Raw genomic sequence first — 18,789 nt, 5'->3', positions numbered from 1 at the left:
TGAACGAAACCTGAACGAGTCTCTGTACGAATCTTTCGGGTGGTACTTCGAATGTTCCGGGAACTTATGGTGGGACAGGGTCTTCGTCAAGAGGGCGCGCAGGGATACGATCGCCGCCATGAGACCCTCGAAACCCGCTGAAACGCAGACGACACCGCAGTCCACGCAGACCGCGACGCTCGCCGAGATCGCCCGCGAGGCAGGCGTCTCCGCTCCGACTGTTTCGAAGGTGCTCAACGGCCGTGCCGATGTCGCCCCCGCGACCCGGACCCGCGTCGAGGACCTGCTGCGGTCCTACGGCTACCGTCGCCGCCGCGCCGAGGCGACCCGCTCCCCGCTGATCGACCTGGTCTTCCACGAGTTCGAGAGCGCGTGGGCGATGGAGGTCATCCGGGGTGTGGAGAACGCGGCGCGGGAGGAGGGGCTGAGCGTCGTCCTCTCCGAGAGCGCGGGTCGCCTCACCCCGGGCCGCACCTGGGCCGACCAGGTCGCGGCTCGCCGCCCGCACGGCGTGATCCTCGTCCTCTCGGGCCTCGACGAGTCCCAGCGGGCGCTGCTGACCAGCCGTTCCATCCCGTTCGTGGTGATGGACCCGGCGGGCGACCCGGGCGACGACGTGCCCTCGGTCGGCGCGACCAACTGGCAGGGCGGCCTGGCGGCCACCCGCCACCTCGTCGAGCTGGGCCACACCCGCATCGCGGCGATCAGCGGCCCCTCCCGGATGATGTGCAGCCGCGCCCGCGTCGACGGCTACCGCGCGGCGCTGGAGACGGCCGGCCTGCCGGTCGAGCCCGCCCTCATCAAGGTGGGCGACTTCCACCACGAGACGGGCTACCGCGCCGGCCTCGAACTCCTGCGCTCCCCCGACCGCCCGACCGCCGTCTTCGCCGGCAACGACCTCCAGGCCCTGGGCCTGTACGAGGCCGCCCGCGAACTGGGCCTGCGTATCCCCGAGGACCTCAGCGTCGTCGGCTTCGACGACCTGCCGGTCACCCGCTGGGTCGGCCCCCCGCTGACGACCGTCCGCCAGCCCCTCATGGAAATGGCGGAAACGGCAGCCAAGCTGGTCCTGAACCTCGGCCGCGAGGACGGCACCTCAGGAGCCACAAGGGTAGAACTGGCAACAAGCCTGGTGGTACGCAACAGCACAGCACCACCGTCAACCGTGTAGTAGGGGCTCAGGGCAGCTCCCTAGGGGCGAGGGGAACTGCGCGACAAGCCACGACGCCCCCGCAGCCGACCCACACACCTCCGCACCCCATCTCTATTGACGAGCACCCCAACACCCCCCAAACTGCTCCGAAGTCAATCGGTTGAACAACCGAAACTTTCGGAGGCCCCCGCAATGAGCCCCTCCAGAACAGCACCACACCCCCGCCTGCTAGCCGTCCTCACGGCCGCAGCCACCACCGCCACCCTGCTCCTCGGCCTCGCCGGGACGGCAACCGCGGCAGACCCCCCACTGCGCGACCTAGCCACCACCAAGGGCAAAGTCATAGGCACAGCCGTCACCGGCTCCAAGCTCACCGGCACGTACGGCGACCTCGCCGGCGCCCAGTTCAACTCCCTCACCCCCGGCAACGCCATGAAGTGGGAGTCCGTGGAGCCCACCCGGGGCACCTACAACTGGACCGAGGCCGACCAGATCGTCGCCTTCGCCCAGGCCCACAACCAGCAGGTGCGCGGCCACACCCTGGTCTGGCACAGCCAGAACCCCGGCTGGCTGGCGAACGGCACCTGGACGCCGGCCCAGCTCAGCACCATCCTCCAGGACCACATCACCACCGAAGTCACGCGCTACAAGGGCAAGTTGGCGGCCTGGGACGTGGTGAACGAGCCCTTCAACGAGGACGGCACCTACCGCTCGACGCTCTGGTCGAACAACCTCGGCACCGACTACATCGCCCAGGCCCTGACCTGGGCGCGGGCGGCCGACCCGGCGGCGAAGCTCTACATCAACGACTACAACGTCGAGGGCGTCAACGCGAAGAGCACGGCCCTCTACAACCTGGTCAAGTCCCTGAAGGAGCGCGGGATCCCGATCGACGGAGTGGGCCTGCAGGCTCACCTGATCCTCGGTCAGTACCCCTCGACCCTCCAGCAGAACATCCAGCGGTTCGCCGATCTGGGCGTCGACGTGGCGATCACGGAACTGGACATCCGTATGCAACTTCCCGTCACGGACGCCAAGTTGACCCAGCAGGCGGCCGACTACAAGGCCGTCATGGGCGCCTGCGTGGCCGTGACCCGGTGCGTCGGCGTGACGGTCTGGGGCTTCACCGACGCCGACTCGTGGATCCCGGACGTCTTCGACGGATACGGCGCGGCGACCCCGTACACGGAGAGCTTCGCCCCGAAACCGGCGTACTACGCCATCGCCCAGTCGTTCGGCGGCACCCCGTCGACGGAGGGCTGCACGGCGACGTACAGCGTCCCGAGCCAGTGGAACACCGGGTTCACCGGGCAGGTGACGATCGCCTGTTCCGCGGGCCGCTCGCTGTCGTCGTGGAAGGTGAGCTGGACGTACGGCGGGGGTCAGCAGGTCACACAGGCCTGGAACGCGACCTGCACCCAGGCCGGGGCGGCGGTGACCTGCGCGAACGCCTCGTACAACGGGACGGTGCCGAGCGGCGGTTCCGTGAGCTTCGGCTTCAACGGGACATGGAGCGGGAGCAACGCCGTACCGACGGTCACGCTGGGCTGAGAAGTGTGAGATTTTCCGAAGAATGCCGGGCATGCGCCCCTGCTCGTAATAATTCGGACGTACGTTCTTCCGTGTGACGGGAGACGAGGGAAAGACGTCGGATGACGACGGGGGCGCGGAAAGACAAGCGGAAAGACAGGTGGCCGGGCAGGCGGGCCGACGGTCGTCGCGCTGGATGAAGGCCGTCGGTTTCACCCTGGCCGGCACCCTGGTGCTCGCCGCCGGGGGCGCGGGCTACGCCTACTGGCACCTGAACGACAACATCAAGAGCGTCGACATCGACAGCGCGCTCGGCGACAACCGCCCGGCGAAGACGCGGTCGTTGCCCTCGGCAGGCGCGTCCGCCTCGGCGACACCGCTGCCGAGCGAGGCGCTGAACATTCTGGTCCTGGGGTCGGACTCGCGCACCGGCAAGCGGAACCAGGCACTCGGCGGCGGCAGCAGTGAGGGCGCGCGGTCCGACACCGCGATGGTCGTCCACCTGGACGCGGGCCGCACGAAGGCGACGATCGTGAGCATCCCGCGCGACACGCTGGTCACGCGCCCGCCCTGCCCCCTGCCGGACGGGGGTTCGACGGCGGAGGCGTACGGCGCCATGTTCAACACGGCGTACTCGGTCGGCGGCCCGGTCTGCGCGGTCAAGACCGTGGAAGCGATGACGAACGTCCGCATGGACCACTACCTGGAGGTCGACTTCGCCGGCTTCGCGGACCTGGTGGACGCGCTCGGCGGCGTCACGGTGACGACGGACGAGGACATCCACGACGACGACAGCCACCTCGACCTGACGGCGGGCGAACACCACCTCGACGGCACCCAGGCCCTCGCCCTCGCCCGCACCCGGCACGGCATAGGCGACGGCAGCGACCTGGGCCGAATAGGTCTCCAGCAGAAACTGGTCAAGGCCCTCCTCCAGCAGATCTCCTCGACGAACCTGCTGACCAGCCCGGCCAAGCTGTACAAGGTCGCCGACGTGGCCACGGCCGGCCTGACCACGGACACCGGCCTGAACTCGCTCAGCGAGCTGACGAGCCTGGGCCAGAGCATGCAGGGCCTGTCGGCGGACGAGCTGGCGACGGTGACGATGCCGGTGGTGACAGCGGCGTCCAACGCCAACCGGGTGGTCGCCCAGGAGCCGGAGGCGGCGGAGTTGTGGGCGACCTTGCGTTGATCACGTAGATCACGTAGATCACGTAGATCGTGAGATCGCGTTGATCATGCTGAGAGGAAGCCTCTGAGCTGCGGAAACACCTCCCGGGAAAATTTCCCGAAGAAGTTTCCGCAGCCGTGTCGATCCCGGCCCTCCCCGTTCGACGCACAGGTGAGAGCCCGGAAGGAACCGGGCCCCGCCCAAGGAGGAACCCGATGCCCCGCTACCTGTCCCTCGTGAAGATCGACGAAGCCACCGCCCCCGCCGAGGGCCCCAGCCCCGAGCTGATGCAGCGCATGGGCGAGCTGATCGAGGAGATCACCAAGGCCGGCGTGATGCTCGACACCGCCGGTCTCACCCCCACCTCGCAGGGCGCCCGCGTGCACTGGCAGGACGGCAAGCTCTCCGTCACCGACGGCCCCTTCACCGAGTCCAAGGAGATCATCGGCGGTTACGCGGTCATGCAGTGCAAGGACATGGCCGAGGCCCTGGAGTGGACCAAGCGCTTCCTGAAGGTCCACGAGGAGCACTGGACGGTCACCTGCGAGGTACGGGAGATCGCGGAGGGCTGAGCAAAGCCCCCCCTGGCCTCGTTGCGTCCCTCATTGCTCTCCCGGCTTCCTTGGCCGATCGCCGCCGACGGTGTCTGATGGTGGGCTGTGACCCAGCAGCCCACCTCCGACTCCGTGACCGAGCGATCCGTCGAGACGGTCTTCCGCCTCGAATACCCCCGCATCATCGCGGCCGTCACCCGTACCGTCCGGGACATAGGCATCGCCGAGGAACTCGCTCAGGACGCGCTGGTCGCCGCCCTCGAACAGTGGCCCCGCGACGGCGTCCCCGACAACCCGGGCGCCTGGCTCATGGCCACCGCCAAACACCGCGCCGTCGACATGGTCCGCCGCCGCGAGACCTACGCCCGCAAGCTGGCGGAGATCGGCCGGACCCTGGAGACGACCGCCCCGCCCGTCGAGCCGTCCGCCCCCGACGACATCGACGACGACCTGCTGCGTCTCGTCTTCACCGCCTGCCACCCGGTGCTGTCCGCCGAGGCCCGTATCGCCCTCACCCTCCGCCTCCTCGGCGGCCTCACCACCCCCGAGATCGCCCGCGCCTTCCTGGTCCCCGAGGCGACGGTCGCCCAGCGGATCGTCCGCGCCAAACGAACCCTCGCGACGAAGAACGTCGCCTTCGAGGTCCCGTACGGCCCACAGCGCGAGGCCCGTCTCGGCTCGGTGCTGGAGGTCATCTACCTGATCTTCAACGAGGGGTACGCGGCCACGGCAGGCGACGACCTGCTGCGGCCGGCCCTCTGCGAGGACGCCCTGCGCCTCGCCCGCGTGCTGTCGGGCCTGATGCCCAAGGAACCCGAAGTGCACGCGCTGACGGCCCTGTTGGAGCTTCAGGCGTCCCGATCGGCGGCCCGCACGGGCCCGACCGGCGAACCGGTGCTCCTCAAGGACCAGAACCGCTCCCGCTGGAACCGCATGCTGATCGCCCGCGGCTTCACAGCCCTGGCCCGAGCCGAAGCGGCCGGCGCCACGACCACCACGTCGGGCCCGGGCCCGTACGCCCTCCAGGCCACCATCGCCGCCTGCCACGCCCACGCCCACTCCTACGACGCCACGGACTGGCCCCGCATCGCCGCCCTGTACGCGGCCCTGGCCGTCCGATCCCCGTCCCCGGTGGTGGAGTTGAACCGAGCGGTGGCCGTCTCGATGGCCGAGGGTCCGGCCCCCGCCCTCCAGATCATCGACACCCTGACAGCCGAACCGGCCCTGCAGGACTACCACTTGCTCCCCAGCGTAAGAGGCGACCTCCTCCTCCGCCTGGGCCGCGCAAAGGAGGCAGCAGCGGAATTCCTCAGAGCAGCAGACCTGACACAGAACGAACAAGAACGGAACTGGCTAAGAACCAGAGCGAAGGAGTGCGCCCCCTAGCGGCGCGAGGAACTGCGCGACAAGCCCCCACCGGACCGGCAGCGTAAAGAACCGCCCAACCAGCGGAGCTCACCGCACGGGATGCCCAACAAGCATCGCCGGCGCCCCCGCCACCCGAGTAAGAAAAACCGTCGCGGAGTTGGCCCCCCGAGGCTTCACCATCTTCCGGAGCTCCTCGGGCTCGACCGCCGACCCCCGCTTCTTCACGGTCAGCACCCCGACCTCCCGCTCCCGCAGCAGCGCCTTCAACTTCTTCACCCCGAAAGGCAGTTGATCGGTGATCTCGTAAGCGGAGGCATAGGAAGTGGTGCGCAGCTCATCCGCCGTCACATAGGCGATCGTCTCGTCGACGAGCCCCCCACCGACCTCCTCGGCCACCTCCGCCACCAGATGTGCCCGGATGACGGCGCCGTCGGGCTCGTACAAGTACCGCCCCACCGGGCGCACCTGAGGGTCCGGCAGCCCCCGCCCGACCAGAACACGCGGTCCGGGCAGCAGAGTTGCCCGAATTACGCCGGGCTCGGTCCCGAACCACAGCACCGCTTCCTTCACGTCCCCGCCGTCCGAGATCCACTCGGCCCCGGCGTCGGCGGGAATCGCCTCGTGCGGCACACCGGGAGCGATCTTCAGCGCGGCCAGCGGAGCCTTCCGCGCCGCCTCCACGGCCCACGACAGCGGCGGTGAGTACGCCTCGGGATCGAAGATCCTCCCGCGCCCCCCGCGTCGCGCGGGATCGACGAACACCGCGTCGTACGCCGTCGTGTCGACATCGGTGACATCCGCCTCCCGTACCTCCACGAGATCACCGATGCCCAGCGCGTCGACGTTCGCGCGTGCGACGGCGGCCGTGAGTGGATCCCGGTCCACGGCGAGGACACGGATGCCGGCCCGGGCGAGTGCGAGCGCGTCGCCGCCGATCCCGCAGCACAGGTCGGCGACCGAGGTCACGCCCAACTCCGCGAACCGCCCCGCCCGGTACGCGGCCACGCTCGCCCGTGTCGACTGTTCGACCCCGTTGGGCGTGAAGAACATCCGCCCGGCGTCCTCGGTGTCGAACTTCGCCACCGCCCGCTGTCGCAGGCGCTCCTGTCCGAGCGCCGCCGAGACCAGCTCGGCGGGGTGCTCGCGGCGCAGCCGGGTGGCGACGGCCAGCTCACGGGCCGGCTCGGTACCGCGCACCTCGTCGAGGAGGGCGCGGCCCACCGGAGTGAGCAGGGCGGCGAAGGCGGAGAGGGGTGCGGCGAGGTCGTTCACCGGGTCATTGTGGGCCAGCCGGTGGACGGCGTGCTTCCCGCGGCGGTGTCGGCCGAGTTCCGCGGCCCCGCGCTGGGAAGATCCGGCACCATGCGGACAGTAGGACAAAATTACAAAAACAGGTCAATGGTCCGGGCCGGGATCATCGCGCTCGCCATGGCCGCGCTCGCCTCAGGCTGCGCGCAAGGGGCCGCCCCGCCGAAGAGAGGCCGCCCCGCCCCGGGCCAGGAACTGCGCCTCCACGCACCCCCGGCGCGTGCCCTCGACGCGTACGCCCGGAACCTGCGCCGCTCCGCCGCGGCCCGGGTCGCCGCCGCCAGGCACTGGGGCCTGGCCGCGCCCCCACTGACCGCACCAGCACCCCCCACCCGCAAACCGAGGCTCACCACCCGTAAGGGCTTCGAGGTGGACGACCACGAGGCACGCGGGCTGCCGCCCGTCTTCACCACGATCCCCACCCGCGACAAGGTCGTCTTCCTCACCATCGACGACGGCGCCGAGAAGGACCCGGCGTTCCTGCGGATGATGAGCGAACTGAAGATCCCGTACACCGCCTTCCTCAGCGACTACCTGGTCAACGAGGACTACGGCTACTTCAGAAAGATGCGCGACCGGGGTGTCGTACTCGACAACCACACCCTCCATCACCGCTACCTGCCGGCCCTCTCCTACGAGCGCCAGAAGGCCGAGATCTGCGGCATGCAGGACGTGATCAGGAAGCAGTACGGCACCCGCCCGGCCCTCTTCCGCCCGCCCTACGGCAACTACGACGAGGACAGTCTCCGCGCGGCGAAGTCGTGCGGCGTGAAGTACGTCCCACTCTGGAACGAGGAGGTCTTCGCCGACCACTGGGACTACCGGGAAGGGGACCGGGACCTCCACCCCGGCGACATCGTCCTCAGCCACTTCCGGGGCAAGGACGACGGAAAGGGCACGATGCCCGACATGGTCCGCCGCTTCATGAAGCTCGTCACCGCCAAGGGATACGCGGTAGCCCGTCTGGAGGACTACCTGTGACCGCGCGCCCCCTGGCCGCCGCCGCACTCGCCGCCGCGCTCCTGGCGACGACCGCCACCGGCTGCGCCCAGTCCGTGGACCCCATCGAACGCCTCGGCAGAAAAGCGGCCCACGCGGCCCACCACACCCGCACACACCCCTCCCCGGCCACCGACACGCCCGCGTACCGCCGCTGGGGCCTGTCGTCCCCCGTGCGCCTGGCCCCGCCCCCGCACCCCCGCAGGATTCGCACGGCAGGCCCCGGTCTCCCCCCGGTCGTCGACCGCGTCCCGACCCACGACAAGGTCGTCTTCCTCACCTACGACGACGGCGCCGAACGCGACCCCCGCTTCGTCGACCTGGTCCGCGAACTGCGCCTCCCGGTCAGCATGTTCCTCACGGCAAGCGTTGTGGGCCCGGGCTACGCCCACTTCGCCCGCCTGCGCGAGGTCGGCGCGAGCGTCCAGAACCACACCCTGCACCATCAGTCCCTACGGGGCCTGCCGTACGCCGGCCAGCGCGCCGAGATCTGCGGCCAACAGGACAGACTCCGCGAACGCTTCGGCCTCCGCCCCCGCCTCTTCCGCCCGCCCTACGGCACCTACGACACGACCACCCTCAGAGCGGCCTCGGACTGCGGGGCCTCGGCGCTGGTGCTGTGGACACCGGGGGAGGAGCCCCTCGGGCCGGGCACCATCGCCCTGGTAGGCCCGGACGACGACCTGAACGCCCCACCCCTGGTCGAACGAACGGTGCAGCTCCTCCGGGAGGTACAGAGGAGAGGCCTGAGCGTGGGCCGTCTGGAGGACTATCTCTGACCCGAGCGCCTTTCCCAGCTGCCACCTCGGGCCCGGGCCGGCACCTTCAGCCCGTCCGGCGTTTGAGGACAAGGCCCGTTCAGGGCCGTAGGGGTTTCTGGGGGCACAGCCCCCAGAAACCGGCGCCCACCCCGACAAACGGCACCTCACCTGAACCCACGATCACACGCCCCCCGCCCGCCGAACCGTCGGCGACATTGGCACTCCGCTTGACCGAGTGCTAATCGCAGCCATAGTCTCAGTTCTGGCACTCCCCCCTGGAGAGTGCCAACAGCGACGGGCAGGTCCGGCACCCGCGACGACGGATCGACCTGGTCGCCACCTCAGACAGTTAACCCCGTGAGATCTCCGAAGGGGGAGGTCGGATCGTGACGACCACCAGCTCCAAGGTTGCCATCAAGCCGCTCGAGGACCGCATTGTGGTCCAGCCGCTCGAAGCCGAGCAGACCACGGCCTCTGGCCTGGTCATTCCGGACACCGCCAAGGAGAAGCCCCAGGAGGGCGTTGTCCTGGCAGTTGGCCCGGGCCGCTTCGAGAACGGCGAGCGCCTGCCGCTCGACGTGAAGACCGGCGACATCGTGCTGTACAGCAAGTACGGCGGCACCGAAGTGAAGTACAACGGCGAGGAGTACCTCGTCCTCTCGGCTCGCGACGTGCTCGCGATCGTCGAGAAGTAATTCACCCGGTTCCATCAGCATTACCAGCATTGCAGTGAACTGCGCCCCTGGCCCCCGCGACTCTCAACAAGCCGGGTGCTGGGGGCGCAGTTCGTTTCTCCCAAGTTTCCGAGAGGGCTGAACCGCTCCCATGGCGAAGATCCTGAAGTTCGACGAGGACGCCCGTCGCGCCCTTGAGCGCGGCGTCAACAAGCTTGCCGACACGGTGAAGGTGACGATCGGCCCCAAGGGCCGCAACGTCGTCATCGACAAGAAGTTCGGCGCTCCCACCATCACCAACGACGGCGTCACCATCGCCCGCGAGGTCGAGCTCGACGACCCGTTCGAGAACCTCGGCGCCCAGCTGGTGAAGGAGGTGGCGACCAAGACCAACGACATCGCGGGTGACGGTACGACCACCGCCACCGTGCTGGCCCAGGCGCTCGTCCGCGAGGGCCTGAAGAACGTCGCCGCCGGCGCCTCCCCGGCCGCCCTGAAGAAGGGCATCGACGCGGCGGTCAAGGCCGTGTCCGAGGAACTCCTCGCGACCGCCCGCCCGATCGAGGAGAAGTCCGACATCGCCGCCGTGGCCGCGCTCTCCGCGCAGGACACGCAGGTCGGCGAGCTCATCGCCGAGGCGATGGACAAGGTCGGCAAGGACGGTGTCATCACCGTCGAGGAGTCCAACACCTTCGGCCTGGAGCTCGACTTCACCGAGGGCATGGCCTTCGACAAGGGCTACCTGTCCCCGTACATGGTGTCCGACCAGGAGCGTATGGAGGCCGTCCTCGACGACCCGTACATCCTGATCCACCAGGGCAAGATCGCCTCCATCCAGGACCTGCTGCCGCTGCTGGAGAAGGTCATCCAGACCAACTCCTCCAAGCCGCTGCTGATCATCGCCGAGGACGTCGAGGGCGAGGCCCTGTCGACCCTGGTCGTGAACAAGATCCGCGGCACGTTCAACGCGGTCGCGGTCAAGGCCCCCGGCTTCGGTGACCGCCGCAAGGCGATGCTCGGCGACATGGCCGCGCTCACCGGCGCCGAGGTCATCGCCGAGGAGGTCGGCCTCAAGCTCGACCAGGTCGGCCTCGACGTGCTGGGCACCGCCCGCCGCGTCACCATCTCGAAGGACGACACGGTCATCGTCGACGGCGGTGGCGACAAGGGTGCCGTGGCCGGCCGTGTCAACCAGATCAAGGCCGAGATCGAGAACACCGACTCCGACTGGGACCGCGAGAAGCTCCAGGAGCGCCTCGCGAAGCTGGCCGGCGGCGTGTGCGTGATCAAGGTCGGCGCCGCCACCGAGGTGGAGCTGAAGGAGAAGAAGCACCGTCTCGAGGACGCGATCTCCGCGACCCGCGCCGCGGTCGAGGAGGGCATCGTCTCCGGCGGTGGCTCCGCGCTCGTCCACGCCGTGAAGATCCTCGAAGGCAACCTCGGCAAGACCGGCGACGAGGCGACGGGTGTCGCGGTCGTCCGCAAGGCCGCCGTCGAGCCGCTGCGCTGGATCGCCGAGAACGCCGGCCTGGAGGGTTACGTCATCACCGCCAAGGTCGCCGAGCTCGACAAGGGCCAGGGCTTCAACGCCGCCACCGGCGAGTACGGCGACCTGGTCAAGTCCGGCGTCATCGACCCGGTCAAGGTCACCCGCTCCGCCCTGGAGAACGCGGCCTCGATCGCCTCCCTCCTCCTCACGACCGAGACCCTGGTCGTCGAGAAGAAGGAAGAGGAAGAGCCGGCCGCGGCCGGTGGCCACGGCCACTCCCACTGAGCCAACAGCTCACGCGGCACGAAGAAGCCCCCCGTTCCTGGCTGGAACGGGGGGCTTCTCCCTTCGCGGGCGGTCCGATGCTCTCTACTGCTCCAAGGAGTCCAGCACTCCGAGCTGCCCCATCAGCCCCAGCCGGTCGTACTCCCACCAGCCCTCGACGATCTTCCCGTCAGCGTCGAACCGGTGGATGGTCATGCCGGTCATCGAGGCCTGCCTGCCACTGCTGGGAATCCCGAGGAAGTCGCCGCGCTGGGTCCCGTTCCACGTCCAGCGGGTGCAGACCCGGTCGCCCTGGGCGATCTGGTCGTGCACGGTGAACGCGAAGTCGAAGCCCTCACGCCACATCTCGATAACGCGCCGGGCCGCGTCCAGCCCGATGGCATCCTGCTCGTTCGACGGATCGTGCTCGTGATAGCTCTCCACGAACAGGTCGTTGAGCGGGGGCAGTTCACCCCGGATGGCGATCACCTCGAAGAAGCGCCGCGAGGAGTCCGCGCACAACTGCTCGTCCCGCACCACGTCCAGATCCGTGAACGTCGGCATCTCGTCGCACAGGGCGACCATCTCCCGGAAGATCCGGTCCGTCTCCGGAAGATTCGAGTTCCGCATCGCCTCCTCGTACGAGGGGAACTCCACGATCTCGACGAAGTGCGACGAGTCCGAGAGATCCTTGCCGATCAGCGTGTGCGTCGCGCTCCGCTTGCCCTGGGTCTGCTCGACCCAGGTGTCCATCAACCGGTTCATCTCGTCGAACCGACTGGTCTTGCAGTCAATCAGCTGTACGAATGTCATGGCGCCGCCTCCGGCCCCCCTGGGTCCGGTACCTCTCTCCATACTCCCACCGGAGTCGCGGCACCACCTCCTTCACACCGGCCCGTAAACGTGTCACTGAGGCCCGTACTTCCGCCCCGTCTTCGACGAGATCCCGCCCAGCAGGGCACGCGGCGTCACCTTCACCACGCCCATCAGCGCCTTGTAGCGCGGGTCCGGAATCGACAGCGACTTGCCCCGGGCCAGATCGGCGAGCGCCGCCGCGACCAGCTTGTCCGCGTCCAGCCACATCCAGTTCGGGATGTTGTCCGTCCCCATCCCGGCCCGCTCGTGGAACTCCGTACGTACGAAACCGGGAGCCAGCGCCATCAGCCGCACCCCGCTCCCCGCCAGATCCTTCGCCGCCCCCTGCGTGAACTGCACGACCCAGGCCTTCGACGCCCCGTACGTCCCGCGCGGCACGAATGCGGCGACGGACGCCACATTGACGACACCCCCGCGCCTCCGCTCCCGCATGGCCTCGGCCGCCGCACTGGTCAGCCGCAGCACCGCCTCGCAGTGCACCTTGAGCATCCGCAGCTCGTCCTCCATCGAGACGTCGAGATAGCGGCCCTTGTTGCCGAAGCCCGCGTTGTTGACCAGCAGGTCGACGGGGTTCTTGCGGTCCCCGAGGCGTGCGGCCACCGCCTCGATACCGGCGTCCGTCGCGAGGTCGGCGCTCAGCACCTCCGCCTCGATGCCGTGCCGGTCGTGCAGTTCGGTCGCCTGCTCGCCGAGCCGTTTGGCGTCGCGCGCCACCAGGACGAGGTTGTGGCCGTCGGCCGCCAGCCGCCGCGCGAACGCGGCGCCGATACCCGCGGTGGATCCCGTAATCAAAGCCGTTGTCATGGCGCAAGATTAGTGACCCCGGCTGTGCCCGTCCGCCCCCTGCACGCTCTCTCCCGATCGTGAAGTCCCCGCCCGGAGACCTCAGGTAATCCCTTGTCAGCGACCGTGCCCCGCCCGCGCGTCAGCCGTACTTCCTCACATACGCGTCAGCTGCTGTCGCCGCCTCCGAATGCAGCGCCGCACCGGCCATGAGCAGCCGTGGCAGCAGAGTCCGCTCCGTCGTCAGGGCCCGGAAACACAGGGCGACCGTCACCTCGTGATCCGGCCGGTGCACGATGGCCACCGAGTCGCCCGCCTGTATCTCGCCCGGCGCGATCACCCGCAGATAGGCGCCCGGCGCACCCCGCTCCGTGAACCGCCGCACCCACTTTTTCTCACCCAGATGGCCCTGGAACGTCCCACAGGGGATACGGCCGCTGGTGACCTCAAGGACCAGTTCGGATCCGATCCGCCAGCGCTCGCCGATCAGCGCACCGGACACGTCCAGGCCTCGCGTGGTGATGTTCTCGCCGAACATCCCGTCACGCAGTGGGCGGCCCAGCTCGCGTTCCCATGCGTCGAGATCCTCGCGCGCGACCGCGTACACCGCCTGTTCGTCGCCGCCGTGGTGCTCCTTCGCGCACACCGTGTCCCCGGCCAGACCGCTGCCGCCGATCCCCTTGGGCCCGGGCGCCGCCACCCGCACCGGCCCGTCCACCGGCCGCTTGTCGATACCCGTGCCCTGCGGATGGTCCGTGTACGGCACGGCCCTCGCACGACCCACGTTCACGGACAACACCTTCATCACGACACTCGCCCCCGTACTCGCCACTTCGCCGGCGCATTCATGACCACGACCACACGCTAAGTCACTCATCCCCAAAGCGTCGACGCATTATTCACCACAACGTCAAAGAATCACTTATGATCGAAGAATGATCGAAGCCCGTCATCTCCGTGTCCTGCGTGCCGTGGCCGCCACCGGCTCCTTCTCGGCGGCGGGCCGCGAACTGGGCTGCACCCAGCCCGCCGTGAGCCAGCAGATGAAAGCGCTGGAAGCCTCGGTCGGCACCCCGCTGCTCATCCGCAGCGGGCGCGAGATGCGCCTGACCCAGGCGGGCGAGGCCCTCGTGCGACACGCGGCCGGCATCCTCTCGGGCCTCACGGCGGCGGAGGAGGAGGTCGCGGCGATCGCCGGACTGCGGGCCGGCCGGGTCCGGCTGGTCTCCTTCCCCAGCGGCAGCTCCACCCTCGTGCCGCAGGCCCTCGCCGCCCTGCGCGCCGCCCACCCCGGCACCCGCGTCTCCCTGGAGGAGGCCGAACCCCCGCACTCGGTCGAACTGCTGCGCGAGGGCGACTGCGACGTGGCGCTCGCTTTCCGTTACGAGGGAGCGGCCGGCGCCGGTGAGTGGGACGACCTGGTGGTCCGCCCCCTCCTCACCGACCGGCTCGTCGGCCTCGTGCCCGAAGGGCACCGGCTGTCCCGCGCCGAGTCGGTCGCCCTCGGCGAACTCGCCGCCGAGCCCTGGATCGCCGGCTGCCCGCGCTGCCGGGGTCAGCTGGTCGAGGCGTGCGAGAGCGCGGGCTTCACCCCTCGCATCGACTTCGCGACCGACGACTACCCCGCGGTGGTCGGCCTGGTGGGCGCGGGTCTGGGTGTGGCGGTCCTGCCTTGGCTCGCCGTCGAGTCCGTACGGCCGCGGGGTGTGCGCACCCTGACGCTGGAACCGGCGGTCCGGCGGGAGATCGTCGCGCTGACCCTGCCCGACCTGGCGCAGGTGCCGGCGGTGGTGGCGACGCTGGACCAGCTCACGCGGGCGGCGGACCGGGTCTGAGGCAGGTGGGCACGCGTGCGCGTGCCCGTGCGGGCCGCGCTGAAGAAACGTTCCTTCAGTTGTTCGAGTCGAGGTCCCCGCCACCGGCCGACGCCGACACCAGCCGGTTGCGGGCCCGCCCCATCAGCTCTTCGCGTTCGTCCTCGGTCAATCCGCCCCACACGCCGTACGGCTCGCGCACCGCCAGCGCGTGTGCCGCGCACTGCGCGCGGACCGGGCATCGCATGCAGACCTCCTTGGCCGAGTTCTCGCGAGCGCTCCGTGCCGCACCGCGCTCTCCCTCCGGATGGAAGAAGAGCGAGCTGTCGACCCCACGGCAGGCCGCGAGGAGCTGCCAGTCCCAGAGGTCCGCGTTCGGACCGGGAAGGCGGGAGAAATCTGCCATTGTTTGTCCCCTTGTTGCCGTTCTGGGCTGAGTTGGTGCCCCTGACCGTACAACTACGATCTAAGGAGATGAAAATATGACTCATTGCGAATCTAGCCTCAGACACCAATAAAAGGGAAGAAAAACGGCTAAATGGGGCATAGGTTGTGATGAAACGTTGAGGGTCTGTTGCGCATGTCTGCACCGTGTCCACGCCCTCACGTAGAGTGCCGAAGACGACACACAGCCCCGTAACTCTTTCGAGTGACCGTCGTTGAGAGTGCGGAGGCGGTTGGAGGAACAAGCGCTCGGACGGGCGGCAGTACCCACTGCCGAGAATTCGGTCGAGTGTCAACCGCACAGGTGACAATTCTGTACCAGCCTGGAGGCTCAAGGTGACGCGCATCAGCTGCGGAGGGCGGCCATGACATCCGTCCTCGTCTGCGACGACTCCCCGCTTGCCCGAGAGGCGCTCCGCCGCGCGGTCGCGACCGTGCCCGGTGTCGAGCGCGTGACCACGGCGGCCAACGGCGAGGAAGTCCTCCGCCGCTGGGGTGCCGACCGTTCGGACCTGATTCTGATGGACGTGCGCATGCCCGGTCTGGGCGGCGTCGAGACGGTCCGGCGGCTGCTGTCCGCCGACCCCGGAGCGCGCATCATCATGCTCACCGTCGCCGAGGACCTGGACGGCGTGGCGCTCGCCGTCGCCGCCGGTGCCCGCGGCTATCTGCACAAGGACGCCTCGCGCGCCGAACTGCGGGCCACGGTGACGCAGGCGCTGGCCGACCCGACCTGGCGGCTCGCGCCGCGCAGACTGCGCTCGGCCGAGATGGGCGCCGCGCCCACGCTCACCGCGCGTGAGATCCAGGTCCTGGAAGGCATGAGCCACGGCCGGTCGAACGCCGAGATCGGACGCGAACTGTTCCTCTCCGAGGACACGGTGAAGACGCATGCCAGGCGCCTTTTCAAGAAGCTCGGCGCCTCGGACCGCGCGCACGCGGTGGCGCTCGGTTTCCGGTGGGGTCTGGTCCGTTAGGTGGACCTCACCGGGGGTGAGAAAGTCCCCGCCTACCGCATGGTGGGCGGGGGGTGCAAAACGGTCCGCCGGACAACCGCTGCTCGTTTCGCCGCGGATGCCGCATCCTTGAGGTGTGGAGTTCCTCGGGGACGAGTCGGTCGAGCGGAAGGGGAGGGCGCAGGATATGAGTTCCGGCGCACCTGCTCATAACGCTTCGGTGCACAACAACGGACGCGGTGCCACGGAGAGAGCGGCGCCAAGGCACCATGGTCCGATGCGTGACGACGAGGCGGCTTATGCCCATGGGGTGATTGGTTCGCTCGTCCATCGCGCCGTCGACGGGGACGAGCAGGCGACGCACGACCTGCTCGCCCATGTCCACCCCCTCGCCCTGCGCTACTGCCGCACCCGGCTGTCCCGACTGCCGGGCGACGCGCGGCACTTCGTGGAGGACCTGGCGCAGGAGGTCTGCGTCGCCGTACTCCTCGCCCTGCCGCGCTACCGCGACACCGGACGCCCGTTCGAGGCGTTCGTCTTCGCGATCGCAGCGCACAAGGTCGCCGACCTCCAGCGCGCCGCGATGCGCCACCCGGGTTCGACCGCGGTCCCCTCGGACGAGATGCCGGAACGCCCCGACGACTCCCTGGGCCCCGAGGAACGGGCCCTCCTCAGCAGTGACGCCGAATGGGCCAAGAAACTCATGGCCAACCTCCCCGAGAACCAGCGTGAACTGCTTCTGCTGCGCATCGCGGTGGGCCTCACGGCGGAGGAGACGGGCCAGATGTTGGGAATGTCACCCGGCGCGGTGCGCGTGGCCCAGCACCGCGCCTTGAGCCGGCTGCGAGCACTGGCGGAGCAGTAGAGGCCGCAGCGCCGGGCCCCACCCTTTTCCCGGCCCTGTATGAACGACCGGGGCGCCGACTCCGTACGAACAGTCGATTCCGTACGAACATACGAAGCCCCGGGCATCCCGCATCGTGGAATTCGGGACCCGTGCTTCCCGTTAGCATGGACATCCGCACCGAGCAAGGCCATTTGGGGAAGGTGTCATGACTGCCAACGTCGACGGAGTGCCCGCCAAGTTCGCGACACTCGGGCTTACCTACGACGACGTGCTGCTGCTGCCGGGCGCATCGGAAGTGCTGCCCAACGCGGTCGACACCTCGTCCCGCATCTCCCGCAACGTCCGCGTCAACATCCCGCTGCTGTCCGCGGCGATGGACAAGGTGACCGAGTCGCGCATGGCGATCGCCATGGCCCGGCAGGGTGGCGTCGGCGTGTTGCACCGCAACCTCTCCATCGAGGACCAGGTCAACCAGGTCGACCTCGTGAAGCGCTCCGAGTCCGGCATGGTCACCGACCCGATCACGGTGCACCCGGACGCGACGCTGGGTGAGGCGGACGCGCTGTGTGCCAAGTTCCGCATCAGCGGCGTCCCGGTGACCGACGGCAACGGCAAGCTGCTCGGCATCGTCACCAACCGCGACATGGCCTTCGAGACCGACCGCTCGCGTCAGGTCCGTGAGGTCATGACACCGATGCCGCTGGTCACGGGCAAGGTCGGCATCTCCGGCACCGAGGCCATGGAGCTGCTGCGCCGTCACAAGATCGAGAAGCTTCCCCTGGTCGACGACTCCGGCCTCCTCAAGGGTCTGATCACGGTCAAGGACTTCGTCAAGGCCGAGAAGTACCCGAGTGCCGCCAAGGACGCCGAGGGCCGGCTGCTCGTCGGCGCGGCCGTCGGTGCGAGCCCCGAGGCGCTGGAGCGCGCCCAGGCGCTCGCCGAGGCCGGCGTGGACTTCCTGGTCGTCGACACCTCGCACGGGCACAACAGCAACGCCCTGAGCTGGATGTCGAAGATCAAGTCGAGCGTCCACGTCGACGTGATCGGCGGCAACGTGGCCACGCGTGACGGCGCCCAGGCCCTGATCGACGCGGGCGTCGACGGCATCAAGGTGGGCGTCGGACCCGGCTCCATCTGCACCACCCGCGTGGTCGCCGGCATCGGCGTACCCCAGGTGACGGCGATCTACGAGGCGGCCCTCGCGGCCCGCGTCGCGGGTATCCCGGTGATCGGCGACGGTGGCCTGCAGTACTCCGGCGACATCGGTAAGGCGCTCGCCGCCGGCGCCGACTCCGTGATGCTGGGCAGCCTCCTGGCGGGCTGCGAGGAGTCCCCGGGCGAGCTGCAGTTCATCAACGGCAAGCAGTTCAAGTCGTACCGCGGGATGGGCTCGCTGGGCGCCATGCAGTCGCGCGGCCAGGCGAAGTCGTACTCCAAGGACCGTTACTTCCAGGCCGACGTCGGCTCGGACGACAAGCTCGTCCCCGAGGGCATCGAGGGCCAGGTGCCCTACCGCGGTCCCCTGGCGAACGTGCTGCACCAGCTCGTCGGCGGTCTGCGCCAGACCATGGGATACGTCGGTGCGGCCACCGTCGGCGAGATGGAGACCAAGGGCCGGTTCGTCCGCATCACGTCGGCGGGCCTCAAGGAGAGCCACCCGCACGACATCCAGATGACGGTCGAGGCGCCCAACTACAGCCGTAAGTAGGCGCGAGCGGTAACCGGACGTGCGAGAGGCGGTCCCGGAGGCACTCCGGGGCCGCCTTTGTCGTACCCGTCGGGGATACTGGGACGCGCA

18 protein-coding genes are annotated in these 18,789 nt (G+C 69.1%); 13 read left to right on the top strand and 5 right to left on the bottom strand.

The genetic code is table 11. From position 1 onward, the window contains the following. Positions 1 to 118: 118 nt before the first annotated feature. From QA861_RS16865 to QA861_RS16845, 5 genes are all read left to right on the top strand, one after another. Positions 119 to 1,171: a LacI family DNA-binding transcriptional regulator gene (locus QA861_RS16865; protein WP_334589140.1), complete on the top strand. Its 1,053-nt coding sequence runs from the start codon at positions 119 to 121 to the stop codon at positions 1,169 to 1,171. Positions 1,172 to 1,345: 174 nt separating this feature from the next. Beyond that, on the top strand, positions 1,346 to 2,704 hold the full coding sequence (locus QA861_RS16860; protein WP_334589139.1) for a glycoside hydrolase family 10 protein: 1,359 nt from the start codon (positions 1,346 to 1,348) through the stop codon (positions 2,702 to 2,704). A 73-nt stretch (positions 2,705 to 2,777) separates the two neighbouring features. Continuing rightward, on the top strand, positions 2,778 to 3,875 hold the full coding sequence (locus QA861_RS16855) for an LCP family protein (RefSeq protein WP_443041492.1): 1,098 nt from the start codon (positions 2,778 to 2,780) through the stop codon (positions 3,873 to 3,875). A gap of 194 nt (positions 3,876 to 4,069) precedes the next feature. Then, entirely contained in the window at positions 4,070 to 4,426 is a 357-nt protein-coding gene (locus QA861_RS16850; protein ID WP_334589138.1) for a YciI family protein, read from the top strand. An 87-nt stretch (positions 4,427 to 4,513) separates the two neighbouring features. Continuing rightward, complete coding sequence (locus tag QA861_RS16845) at positions 4,514 to 5,794, top strand: RNA polymerase sigma factor (protein ID WP_334589137.1); 1,281 nt, start codon at positions 4,514 to 4,516, stop codon at positions 5,792 to 5,794. A 69-nt stretch (positions 5,795 to 5,863) separates the two neighbouring features. Here the strand turns inward: QA861_RS16845 and QA861_RS16840 are convergent, their stop codons facing one another. Then, a complete protein-coding gene (locus QA861_RS16840) occupies positions 5,864 to 7,048 on the bottom strand; it encodes a class I SAM-dependent methyltransferase (protein WP_334589136.1) in 1,185 nt (394 codons plus the stop codon). Between the two features lie 126 nt (positions 7,049 to 7,174). Here QA861_RS16840 and QA861_RS16835 point away from each other — a divergent pair, with 126 nt between their 5' ends. The 4 genes from QA861_RS16835 to groL all read left to right on the top strand — a co-directional run bounded on the left by QA861_RS16835 (position 7,175) and on the right by groL (position 11,292). Continuing rightward, on the top strand, positions 7,175 to 8,065 hold the full coding sequence (locus QA861_RS16835; protein ID WP_334589135.1) for a polysaccharide deacetylase family protein: 891 nt from the start codon (positions 7,175 to 7,177) through the stop codon (positions 8,063 to 8,065). Beyond that, positions 8,062 to 8,862, top strand: coding sequence for a polysaccharide deacetylase family protein (locus tag QA861_RS16830; RefSeq protein ID WP_334589134.1), 801 nt, complete (start codon positions 8,062 to 8,064; stop codon positions 8,860 to 8,862). Before QA861_RS16835 ends, QA861_RS16830 begins: the two co-directional genes overlap by 4 nt. A gap of 368 nt (positions 8,863 to 9,230) precedes the next feature. Further along, complete coding sequence (gene groES / locus QA861_RS16825; RefSeq protein ID WP_006377800.1) at positions 9,231 to 9,539, top strand: co-chaperone GroES; 309 nt, start codon at positions 9,231 to 9,233, stop codon at positions 9,537 to 9,539. A gap of 130 nt (positions 9,540 to 9,669) precedes the next feature. Further along, on the top strand, positions 9,670 to 11,292 hold the full coding sequence (groL, locus tag QA861_RS16820) for a chaperonin GroEL (protein ID WP_334589132.1): 1,623 nt from the start codon (positions 9,670 to 9,672) through the stop codon (positions 11,290 to 11,292). An 84-nt stretch (positions 11,293 to 11,376) separates the two neighbouring features. Here groL and QA861_RS16815 read toward each other — a convergent pair whose 3' ends face one another. The 3 genes from QA861_RS16815 to QA861_RS16805 form a co-directional block, all read right to left on the bottom strand. Continuing rightward, entirely contained in the window at positions 11,377 to 12,084 is a 708-nt protein-coding gene (locus QA861_RS16815) for an ester cyclase (RefSeq protein WP_334589131.1), read from the bottom strand. A 93-nt stretch (positions 12,085 to 12,177) separates the two neighbouring features. After that, positions 12,178 to 12,951 (bottom strand): SDR family NAD(P)-dependent oxidoreductase, encoded by a 774-nt coding sequence (locus tag QA861_RS16810; protein WP_334589130.1) that lies wholly within the window; start codon positions 12,949 to 12,951, stop codon positions 12,178 to 12,180. A gap of 121 nt (positions 12,952 to 13,072) precedes the next feature. Further along, positions 13,073 to 13,735, bottom strand: a complete 663-nt coding sequence (locus QA861_RS16805; RefSeq protein ID WP_334590594.1) for an MOSC domain-containing protein — start codon at positions 13,733 to 13,735, stop codon at positions 13,073 to 13,075. A 130-nt stretch (positions 13,736 to 13,865) separates the two neighbouring features. Here QA861_RS16805 and QA861_RS16800 point away from each other — a divergent pair, with 130 nt between their 5' ends. Then, positions 13,866 to 14,765, top strand: coding sequence for a LysR family transcriptional regulator (locus tag QA861_RS16800; protein ID WP_334589129.1), 900 nt, complete (start codon positions 13,866 to 13,868; stop codon positions 14,763 to 14,765). 55 nt (positions 14,766 to 14,820) lie between these two features. Here the strand turns inward: QA861_RS16800 and QA861_RS16795 are convergent, their stop codons facing one another. Next, positions 14,821 to 15,150: a WhiB family transcriptional regulator gene (locus QA861_RS16795; RefSeq protein WP_319092507.1), complete on the bottom strand. Its 330-nt coding sequence runs from the start codon at positions 15,148 to 15,150 to the stop codon at positions 14,821 to 14,823. Between the two features lie 403 nt (positions 15,151 to 15,553). On the opposite strand from QA861_RS16795, the gene QA861_RS16790 reads away from it, so the two are divergent. From QA861_RS16790 to guaB, 3 genes are all read left to right on the top strand, one after another. Further along, the gene (locus QA861_RS16790; RefSeq protein ID WP_003948568.1) at positions 15,554 to 16,165 is read left to right on the top strand and encodes a response regulator transcription factor; all 612 of its coding nucleotides are present in this window, start codon (positions 15,554 to 15,556) and stop codon (positions 16,163 to 16,165) included. 256 nt (positions 16,166 to 16,421) lie between these two features. Continuing rightward, positions 16,422 to 17,009: a sigma-70 family RNA polymerase sigma factor gene (locus QA861_RS16785; protein ID WP_006377792.1), complete on the top strand. Its 588-nt coding sequence runs from the start codon at positions 16,422 to 16,424 to the stop codon at positions 17,007 to 17,009. A gap of 187 nt (positions 17,010 to 17,196) precedes the next feature. Then, the gene (gene guaB, locus QA861_RS16780; protein ID WP_334589128.1) at positions 17,197 to 18,699 is read left to right on the top strand and encodes an IMP dehydrogenase; all 1,503 of its coding nucleotides are present in this window, start codon (positions 17,197 to 17,199) and stop codon (positions 18,697 to 18,699) included. The last annotated feature ends 90 nt before the right edge of the window (positions 18,700 to 18,789 follow it).

The organism is Streptomyces sp. B21-083, assembly GCF_036898825.1.
Taxonomy (GTDB): domain Bacteria; phylum Actinomycetota; class Actinomycetes; order Streptomycetales; family Streptomycetaceae; genus Streptomyces.
Note: the sequence above shows the minus strand (reverse complement) of the source record. Positions and strands in the feature narration are given on the sequence as shown.

Bases quoted from the DNA above. Each gene is read 5' to 3' on its own strand.
- QA861_RS16865 (WP_334589140.1), top strand. From the start codon at position 119: ATGAGACCCTCGAAACCCGCTGAAACGCAGACGACACCGCAGTCCACG.
- guaB (WP_334589128.1), top strand. From the start codon at position 17,197: ATGACTGCCAACGTCGACGGAGTGCCCGCCAAGTTCGCGACACTCGGG.
- QA861_RS16835 (WP_334589135.1), top strand. From the start codon at position 7,175: ATGGTCCGGGCCGGGATCATCGCGCTCGCCATGGCCGCGCTCGCCTCA.
- QA861_RS16795 (WP_319092507.1), bottom strand. From the start codon at position 15,150: ATGGCAGATTTCTCCCGCCTTCCCGGTCCGAACGCGGACCTCTGGGAC.
- QA861_RS16860 (WP_334589139.1), top strand. From the start codon at position 1,346: ATGAGCCCCTCCAGAACAGCACCACACCCCCGCCTGCTAGCCGTCCTC.
- QA861_RS16790 (WP_003948568.1), top strand. From the start codon at position 15,554: ATGACATCCGTCCTCGTCTGCGACGACTCCCCGCTTGCCCGAGAGGCG.
- QA861_RS16805 (WP_334590594.1), bottom strand. From the start codon at position 13,735: ATGAAGGTGTTGTCCGTGAACGTGGGTCGTGCGAGGGCCGTGCCGTAC.
- QA861_RS16815 (WP_334589131.1), bottom strand. From the start codon at position 12,084: ATGACATTCGTACAGCTGATTGACTGCAAGACCAGTCGGTTCGACGAG.
- QA861_RS16785 (WP_006377792.1), top strand. From the start codon at position 16,422: ATGCGTGACGACGAGGCGGCTTATGCCCATGGGGTGATTGGTTCGCTC.
- QA861_RS16810 (WP_334589130.1), bottom strand. From the start codon at position 12,951: ATGACAACGGCTTTGATTACGGGATCCACCGCGGGTATCGGCGCCGCG.
- QA861_RS16850 (WP_334589138.1), top strand. From the start codon at position 4,070: ATGCCCCGCTACCTGTCCCTCGTGAAGATCGACGAAGCCACCGCCCCC.
- groL (WP_334589132.1), top strand. From the start codon at position 9,670: ATGGCGAAGATCCTGAAGTTCGACGAGGACGCCCGTCGCGCCCTTGAG.
- QA861_RS16800 (WP_334589129.1), top strand. From the start codon at position 13,866: ATGATCGAAGCCCGTCATCTCCGTGTCCTGCGTGCCGTGGCCGCCACC.